The sequence below is a fragment of the Actinomycetes bacterium genome (genome assembly GCA_036510875.1).
Classification (GTDB): Bacteria; Actinomycetota; Actinomycetes; order Prado026; family Prado026; genus DATCDE01.
Genome location: DATCDE010000353.1, coordinates 1 through 8,525, shown reverse-complemented (window position 1 = coordinate 8,525; position 8,525 = coordinate 1). Strand labels below are relative to the sequence as shown.

The window sequence follows — 8,525 nt, the reverse complement described above, 5'->3', positions numbered from 1 at the left end:
GCCGACGGGTGAGGCCCGCAGCAGCTCGTCGCGCCCGGTCTCCTCCTCCACGCGGGTGTGCCGGCCCACGAGGAACATGCTCATCAGCCAGGCCAGGATCGCCCCGAACGCGCTGGCCTGCCACGCCACCTGGCCCCCGATCGTGTCCAGTGCCCGCGCCGGTCCGAGCACGGCGATGAATGCGGCGTTGTGCGCCATGCTGGCGGCGGCCTTGTCGAGGTCGGTCTGGGTGGCGTAGGTCCCTTCGACCTGGATCGCCTGGGTGACGTACAGCAAGGCACCGCCGAGCACCCACATGAGCAGCATCCAGCGGTCCCGGCGCAGGAAGTGCCGCAGGAACGTTCCGGCCCCGGCCATCGGGCGGGCTCTATCCCCTCAGCGGTGCCGAGTTGGTCGCCGTAGTGGCGTAGGAACAGTTCCTCCAGGCTCGGCGGCTGGCTGGTCAGCGACACGAGCCCGGCCCGCCGCAGGACGTCGAGCGCGTCGTCCAACGACTGGGTGTCGATGTCGAAGCTGGCCCGGTTGCCCTCGACGACCAGGTCGTGCACTCCGCCCACCGCGTCCAGCCCGATCGGGGGTGTGGACGTTTCCGCGCTGATTGAGGTACGCCTCAGGTGACGCAGCTCGCCCAGAGTGCCCGACTCCACGCACCGGCCGGCCCGCAGGATGCTGACCCGGTCACACAGCCGTTCGGCCTCGGCCAGGATGTGGCTGGACAGCAGCACGGTGCGGCCGTCGTCGCGGAACTCGTCGATGCACGCCTGGAACACCGACTCCATGAGCGGGTCCAGGCCCGAGGTCGGCTCGTCGAGCAGCAACAGCTGCACCTCGGAGGCCAGCGCGGCCACGATGGCCACCTTCTGCCGGTTCCCCTTGGAGTAGCTGCGTCCCTTCTTGGTGGGGTCGAGGTCGAAACGCTCCACCAGTTGTCGGCGTCGACCCTCATTGAGGCCGCCGCGCAGACTGCCCAACAGGTCGATCGTCTCCCCGCCGGTCAGGTTCGGCCAGAGGTTCACCTCGCCCGGCACGTAGGCGAGCCTGCGATGCAATGTGGCCGCCTCAGACCACGGGTCGCCACCCAGAAGGCTCACCCGCCCGGCGTCGGCGCGCAGCAGACCTAGCAGCACCCGGATGGTGGTGGACTTGCCGGCACCGTTCGGCCCCAGGTAACCGTGTACCTCACCCGGCGACACCACCAGGTCCAGCCCGTCCAGCGCCCGAGTGGAGCCGAACGTTTTCACCAGACCGTGGATCTCGATCGGGTTCACCATGTCTTCCACCCTTTGAACACAGCGCCCAGGGGTGTCGTTCCGATTCCGCTGAAGTCCACGTGCATCTGCCTGGGCGCTGTCGAGCGTCCGTGGACCGACCCGTCCGGCCAGCCCGCGGGACCCACAGTCTCCATCGTGTTCCGGCGACTCCTCACCTTTGCCGACTACGGCCACAGATCAGCGGGTGTGGGGCACCTCGGTCCGAATGATGGGGGCGATGGACCGGACCCAGTCCCGGACCCGAGCGGGGTCCCGCCAGTCTCCGGCCCTGTTCTTCGCCATGGCACTGGCCGGGAAGCCCTTGGCATCGGGCGATAGCCGACCGCCAAAGGTGACGTGTCCCCGTGCCCCCACCCGCTCCATCAGCGCCTGGACTCCCTCGACAGGAGGAATGTCCTTCTCAGGTGCCGAGTCGTCCAGTGGACCGGATGAGAAGAAGAAGACTGGGCGTTCTCGGAGCTCACCGGTGTGGCGCTTCACGAACCGCTTGGCAGCCCGGTGCCACCGGGAGGCGTAGAGCGCACCTCCGACCACCACCGCCTCGTACTGATCGAGCCGCTTGACCTTGTTGGGCGGGACCAGGTCGACCTGGAGGCCCTCCTCACGCAGATCGGTCGCCACCATCTCTGCCAGCCCCTCGGTCCCGCCGCGCTTCGAGCCGTAGGTCACCAGAACCGACATGGCGCACCTCCCTTCCCCCTGTCGCCAGCGTGTGCTGCGGGTTGGAGCGCGACCAGGGTCCATTGTCATCGACGTGTCACGGCCCTACCCGGAATCGGCGTGCCTTGGGCAGGGCAGGCCAAAGGCCGGGCGTTCCATCCGAGCCGTTAGCCGATTCGAAAGACCGGATGATCATCGGCCTTGGGGAGCTTCGTGAAGTACGGACTCACGGTCCGACCGGCGACCTGGCGGTACCGAGCGATGATGGCTGCCCGATCGCCCGCTGGGACCTCGACTGCCTGAAAGGCCTCGGTCTGACCCTTGCGGCTGAGTTCTCCCTTGCCTGCGGCTCGCAGGTTGCGGACCCACTCGGACTCGCCGTAGGGCGCAACCAGGTAGCGGCTAGCACCAACCTCGACGGGAATGACCGGAACCTTGCGGGGCTCGCCGGTGCGGCGGCCAGCCACGGTGAGGGTGGCGACGCCGCGCATGCCCAGCCGCATGGCCATTGGATTGGCCAGGCGCCGTGTGAGGACTGGAGGCTTGATGTACGCCATGACGGTTCGCCTCGTTTCGGTTGCCGGACAGCGCGCCTTGGCGACCTCAAGTCTTCTGCTGGCTTGTCAATCTGGTAGGGGCTTTCGGCCTCAGAGCTCGAACGTCATTCTGCGACCCATGCGACGAGGTGTAACAGCCGCAGAGCCATCCGCGTAGGGCCAAACGACCCAGCGGCCGATGCCGGGCCGGCGCACCAGCGTGCCCGGGCGGGTCGGACCGGTGTTCAGGCGCGCCTGTCCGGTCCGGCAGACTCTGCGAAGTCACGACCGGGGGCAGGAGCCGGGTCCGGCTGACCCTGCCCTCGCCCCGCGCCGCCGGGGAGTGGCCCGACCATCGACTGAGCAGGTCTACGCAGGCGCCACGAGAGCTGTGGCGAGCAGGCCGACCTGAGTGACTACAGTCCCGGGGGCCGGCCGGTAGTCCTCGACGAGCGCCGCGGTGGTGGCCTCGTCGAGGCTTCCCTGCCGTGCGGCGGCCTCGATCTGGTCGGTGCCTGTTCCCTATGTCCCTGTGGAGGTGCCGGTGGGAGTCGAGCGACGGAGTTCGGCGGCAAGCAGCCGCAGCGTCATCCGGTCGATCAATCGGACGGACGGCTCGACCAGCCTCCAGTACCGCCCGAAGGGTCGCCGACTCCCCGGGTCGGTCAAGACGACCCGCGTCTCCATCGTCAGGATCGACGACGCGACCCCGTAGGGCTGGACCAGGAGGCTGAAGGCGATCTTGGCGAAGCCCGGACGGTCGAAGGAGGCAAACTCGGCCGGTGCGACGGGCGGCCCCTCGGACGCCCCGACCGGCTTCCAGGGACGACCGATCTGTCCCAGGACGATCTGCATGTTCGGCTGCTCGCCGAGCAGGATCCAGCCCAGCGGCGGGCCGACCATGTCGTCCAACCGGAACGTCGGTGGGGGCGCCTCCGCCCCTGCTGCCGCGCGGTGCCCGGGCAGCCGGCCCAGCAGGCGCTCGGGCAGGGACCGGATGCCGAGCAGGGTCCGGATGAGCGGATCCCGTAGCAGGTCCAGGCCGCGAGCGCACTGGTAGCACGCCTCGGGTGGGGCTCGGAAGACGCCGGCGTGTACCACCGCGAAGTCATAGCGCGGCAGGAACCGGTCGATCAGGAGGATCGGATCCCGCGATGTGTCGCGAGCCGCTGCGGGGGCGGGTTCAGGTGTCTGCGTCAGTGGCCGGTTCATGGCGTACCTCCTCCAGGGCCGCAGCGGCGGTCGGCTCCGGCGCCAGTTCGCGGGCAATGCTCTCGGCCCAGACCCCGATGTCCTTCCAGTCGCGGAAGTCGCCATCGGGAAGCACCGCTCGGGCGGCCGGCAACTTCCGGACCATCCGGTGGGCGAACTCCAGCCTGCTGGGGTCCAACGCCCCGAAGAAGACGCGATGGTCCCGAGGATTGATGGCCTCCTTGAACTCGGCCAACTCCTTGGGCTCCGCGGCGACGCGCAGGTCGCGACCGCGGGCGTCCTCGGCTGCTGTGCCCAGCGGGCCGCTGCTGAACAGCCACACCGGCCGTTCGGCCAGGAGACCGCGGTTGCGCCGCACGAGTTCGGCAGCCTCCTTCAGCCAGTGCGCGCTATACACGCCGCTGCCGATGAAGAAGGCGTCATGGCCCGCCAAGTCGCCCACGGCCTGCGCCGGGCGCAGCTCCGCTGTCTGTCCGGCCTCCCCCAGCGTCGCGGCGATGCGCTCGGCGATCCGGCGTTCGGTGCGGGGCAGGGTAAGCCAGGATTGCGCGCTGCGGCCGTGGACGCGTCACAACCAGGCACAATGGAGACCGGCTATCACGAGGAACTCGCGGACGAGGATCATGCCCAGCAGCCCCCGGCACATCGGCGCGCTGGTTGTCACCCGGCGTGAGATGCGACGCCGACGACTGCATCGACGCACAAGAAGTGGGAGACGATCCCACCGAGGGTGAACACATGGAAGAACTCGTGGTAGCCGAACACGGTCGGCCATCCGGTGGGCTTGTGCAGAGCGAACAGGACGGCTCCCACCGTGTAGCACAGGCCGCCCAGGACAACCCCGGCCGAGACCAGCGGCGAGTAGCGCACCAGCCACGGCAGGGCCAAGACGCCCAGCCAGCCGACGACCACGTACATGCTCGCGGACACTTTCGGGAGCCTGCGCAGGACGCGGCTGGTGGCGGCGAGCGCCCCAAAACCCCAGACCAGGCTCAGCAGGATGATCGAGTATGGCGAGGGGACCGCGACGAGGACGATAGGCGTACAGGTGCCGCCGATCAGGACGAAGATCGCTCCGTGGTCCAGGCGGGACATGACCAGCTGACTGCGCGGTGAGCGGGTCAGCTGGTGGTACCCCGCCGAGACCCCCAGCACCAGCAGCAGGCTCGCGGCGTAGATGCCCGCCTCGACCCGACGAGCAGGCTCTGCGCGCCACAACAGGACGACGCTGGCCGGGACCGCCAACAACAACGCGCCACCATGCAACAGTCCGCGCATGGCCGGGCGGAACTTGCCGGTTGGATAGTCGAACACGGTCCTCATCGCCAGGTGCCTCAACCCTCCGCCCGCCGACCTGGAACGGCGTGAGGCCCAGCATGCCACGCAGAGCCGGTCACACGCCCGATCGGCGTCTGGGGCGGCTCGTTCGGGTACCGCGCCGTGATCTTGATCAGCGAGGGCGTCGCTGGGCTGCGCACACCACGAAACCCGCGGCAACAAGGTCGAGGTCAACGTGCCCCACCAGGTCGCATCTCCCGCACCGACGTGCCCGATAGCGCTCGCTCGGCGAACCGTTGGACTCGTTGCTCGTCCGCGCGCTGCTCCATGTCATCGACCGGGAAATCGAGCCGCAGCCATCTGCGCGAGGATCGCGCGAAGCTCTGGAGATCACGGGGGCTCAACTTGGCTGAGGAAGCGGTTGCAGGCCGTTGCCAAGACCGCCGCGAGAGTTCCCGCGCCGATGCTGGCCATCAAGGAGCAGGATGCTCCGAGTCGGTCGATGAGCAGTCCTCCGATCGGGGATCCGACGGCTATTCCGGCGAACACGGCGACGGATAGCCAGGTGTAGGCCTCGGTGATCGCGTCGTGGGGGACCACCGCAGACGCCAGAGTGTTGCCCGTGATCAACGTCGGCGCGTTGGCCAGCCCAGCGATAACCAGGCTGATCGTGACCAGGGTCAGCCCAGAAGACGACACGGCGATGAGGAGGCAGCCGACTGCCATCGCCGCGGCACCGATCTGGAATCGCCGCGACGCGTCGCTCCGCCATTGGATCGAGCCGTAGACGGTTCCGGAGATGAGGCTCCCCGTTGCCCACAGCCCGAGCATCAGGCCGGCAGCTCCGGCGTGGCCATACTCTCGTGTCAGCGCAACGACGCCCACCTCGATGAACCCGAACATCGCTCCGATGGCGAGGAATACCCCAACGATCACCCGCAGTCCCGAGCTCCGTGACGCAGACGGCCCACGGTGCTGGGGGAGTCTTTGACTCACGGGGGGCTCGGTGGAGTGCAGTGACACGTACACCAGACCGGACACGAGAACGATGCCTGCGGCGGCGAGCAATCCGGCTGCAGGGGCCACCGTCGTCACAAGGAGAGCAGTAAGGACAGGTCCCACCACGAACACCGCTTCATCGACGAGCGACTCGATCGACAGCGCGGTCAGGATGCGATCGTCACCGGTCAGCAGAAAGGTCCATCGGGCGCGCGAGTAGGCACCGAACTGCGGCATCGACAGCCCCACAAGCACCCCGGACGCGAGCAGCACCCATCCTGGTGCCTGCCGCTGCGCCGCCACCACCAGGGCAACCAAGGCGAGGGTGTGGACGAGCAGTTGCGGTCGCAGGACGAAACGCTGGCCGACTCGGTCGGCGACGCGGCTGAGCCAGGGAGAGCCCAGACCTTGGCTCAGCGCCGCTGCCCCAGCCACAAGGCCCGCGAGGGCGTAGGAACGTCCGAGCCCGGTGAGGAGCAACAAGGCACCGAGCCCCACCATCGCCTGCGCCAGTCTGCCGACGGCCCCGGTGATGCTGAACGCGGCTGCGCCCGGCAGAGACACCGTATCCCGGTAGCGGGAGAGCCCGGTGCCGCGCGTCACGTGCCTATCCTGATGAACGTTGGTCGCCCGCGCCCGGGCAATAGATGCGTCACCCGCCCGGTCAAGCGTGGCGGGCGGGCGACGCACGTCCCAGGTCCAGGGCGTTTCTGCGAGGATGATCGCCAACACCGCCGAGGTAGTCCGAAGCACCGTCGGCGCCGCCACCGTGGAGTGACCGCGCATACGTGATGCGATGAGGGGACGGGGCCTCCCGTTCCCGTGGCGCCCGAGTCATTCTCGGGTTGCCAAAGAACAATCCACGTGTTGGGAGGCCACCGTGAATGCAGGGTATGCCGGGCAGCGGCAGTTCGTCGGTGTGGATCTGGCTCGCCGGCGCAGTGTGATCACCAGGATGGACACCGAGGGCACGGTGCTGGAGTGCGTGCAGATCGACAACTCACCCGCGGCGTTGGTTGCCGAGGTCGGCAAGGCCGGGCCGGCCGCGCCGGTCGCGGTCGAGGCCACCTACGGCTGGTACTGGGCGGTCGAGGCGTTGCAGGGCGCGGGGTTCGAGGTGCATTTGGCGCACCCGAAGGGCAACGCGTCGATGCACAACCGTCGGGTCAAGACCGACGCCCGGGACGCCACCGAGCTCGCGCGGCTGCTGCGGATGGGTGATCTCGCAGAGTCGTGGATCGCCCCACCGGTGGTGCGGGGGCGGCGGGAGCTGGTCCGGCACCGGCACAAGCTGGTCAAGTCCCGGGCGTCACTGAAGGCGAGTGTGCACGCGGTGCTTGGCAAGTGCGGGGTGCTGCTCCCGTTGAACGACATCTTCGGTCCGGTCGGGCTGGCTGCGCTGGCTGCGGTCGAGCTGCCGCAGCCGTACGCGTCGCGGGTGGCCTCGCAGTGCCGGCTGATCACGGCGATCAGCACCGAGGTCGACCTGGTCGAGACCGCGATCGCCGCGGAGTTCAAAGACGACCCGGGGTATCGCAACCTGTTGAGCATCAACGGGATCGGTCCGGTGTTCGCCTCGGTGTTCGTCGCCGAGATCGGCGACGTCACCCGTTTCCCGACCCCGCAGGCGTTGGCGAGCTGGGCGGGGCTGACCCCGAGGCACTACGCCTCGGACGACAAGACCCGCCGCGGGCACATCACCAAACAAGGCTCGAGGTTGCTGCGCTGGGCCGCGACCGAAGCCTCCCAGCGGATCCGGGAGCCCTACCTGGCCGACAAGCGACGCCTGATCACCGACCGGCGCGGGCGCACCGCGGCGAACATCTCCAAGGTCGCCGCCGGACGCCGGCTCCTGCACGTCGTCTACTACACCCTGCGCGACGGGCACGCCCGCTGCCTCGACCAGCCGTCGAGACAACCAGCGTGACCGCGAAGACGCGGCCTGCGCGCGTGACCGCGAACGGCATGACCCACCCACCCCGCCTGGGGCGGGTCGTGGTCGACCCCATGTGATTGGTCCCGCGCAAGTCGTCCTGCCGCACCGCTCCATGCTCACCACGTCGTGGCGGAGGAATGCCCAGGCAGCCCCCCTATCGGCTGCCCTTCCACAAGACGGACCCGGAGCGAGAACCCACAACAGAACAAGACCCTCCTGGCGCAGCGGCCTGATCGACGATGCGTCGAGCAGGGACGGCGTCAACACCGTTCGTCCTCGCCCTACGGGCTCCGGGCGCTGCGTGTTGACCCCGCCCCCTTACTCGACGCCGCCCAACAACCGGCCGCACCGCCCGGGAAAGCGCTGGAAGAACAACCCACTCACGCTCTTGACCGGCCCCGTCCCCTCAGGAATGCCGTTCGAGGGCGGTTCGCCGGGTGCTTGATCCGGCAGGATGCAGGTCGTGGCCGGAGACGGATTGGGTGATGAGCTTCTGGCTGGCCAGGGGATCGCGCCGGGATCGTTCGAGTGCGCGGCCTCCGCCCACGGGGCGCGCCCCGGTCGGCGCCCACCCCGTTGGCCACTGGGCCGAAATTCTCAGGCGAATATCACCAAATCCTCATGGTCTGCGGC

8 protein-coding genes and 1 pseudogene are annotated in these 8,525 nt (G+C 68.8%); 1 reads left to right on the top strand and 8 read right to left on the bottom strand.

Annotated features, from left to right (window positions below; genetic code table 11):
• The 8 genes and pseudogenes from VIM19_20350 to VIM19_20315 all read right to left on the bottom strand — a co-directional run.
• A partial coding sequence (locus tag VIM19_20350; protein ID HEY5187187.1) for an ABC transporter permease occupies positions 1-357 on the bottom strand: 357 nt, incomplete at its 3' end.
• 41 nt (positions 358-398) lie between these two features.
• Positions 399-1,271 (bottom strand): annotated as a pseudogene (locus tag VIM19_20345) (ABC transporter ATP-binding protein).
• Positions 1,272-1,448: 177 nt separating this feature from the next.
• The gene (locus VIM19_20340) at positions 1,449-1,952 is read right to left on the bottom strand and encodes a flavodoxin domain-containing protein (protein ID HEY5187186.1); all 504 of its coding nucleotides are present in this window, start codon (positions 1,950-1,952) and stop codon (positions 1,449-1,451) included.
• A 146-nt stretch (positions 1,953-2,098) separates the two neighbouring features.
• Positions 2,099-2,488 carry a nitroreductase family deazaflavin-dependent oxidoreductase gene (locus tag VIM19_20335; GenBank protein HEY5187185.1) on the bottom strand — a complete coding sequence of 130 codons (390 nt, stop codon included), beginning with the start codon at positions 2,486-2,488 and terminating at the stop codon, positions 2,099-2,101.
• A 501-nt stretch (positions 2,489-2,989) separates the two neighbouring features.
• On the bottom strand, positions 2,990-3,679 hold the full coding sequence (locus VIM19_20330) for a hypothetical protein (GenBank protein ID HEY5187184.1): 690 nt from the start codon (positions 3,677-3,679) through the stop codon (positions 2,990-2,992).
• Positions 3,651-4,190: a flavodoxin domain-containing protein gene (locus VIM19_20325; protein HEY5187183.1), complete on the bottom strand. Its 540-nt coding sequence runs from the start codon at positions 4,188-4,190 to the stop codon at positions 3,651-3,653. The genes VIM19_20330 and VIM19_20325 overlap by 29 nt, the downstream gene beginning before the upstream one ends.
• Positions 4,191-4,339: 149 nt before the next feature.
• Positions 4,340-5,002: a hemolysin III family protein gene (locus tag VIM19_20320; protein HEY5187182.1), complete on the bottom strand. Its 663-nt coding sequence runs from the start codon at positions 5,000-5,002 to the stop codon at positions 4,340-4,342.
• Positions 5,003-5,347: 345 nt separating this feature from the next.
• Positions 5,348-6,559: an MFS transporter gene (locus VIM19_20315; GenBank protein HEY5187181.1), complete on the bottom strand. Its 1,212-nt coding sequence runs from the start codon at positions 6,557-6,559 to the stop codon at positions 5,348-5,350.
• Positions 6,560-6,836: 277 nt separating this feature from the next.
• Between VIM19_20315 and VIM19_20310 the strand changes: the two genes are divergently transcribed.
• Positions 6,837-7,883 (top strand): IS110 family transposase, encoded by a 1,047-nt coding sequence (locus VIM19_20310; GenBank protein ID HEY5187180.1) that lies wholly within the window; start codon positions 6,837-6,839, stop codon positions 7,881-7,883.
• The last annotated feature ends 642 nt before the right edge of the window (positions 7,884-8,525 follow it).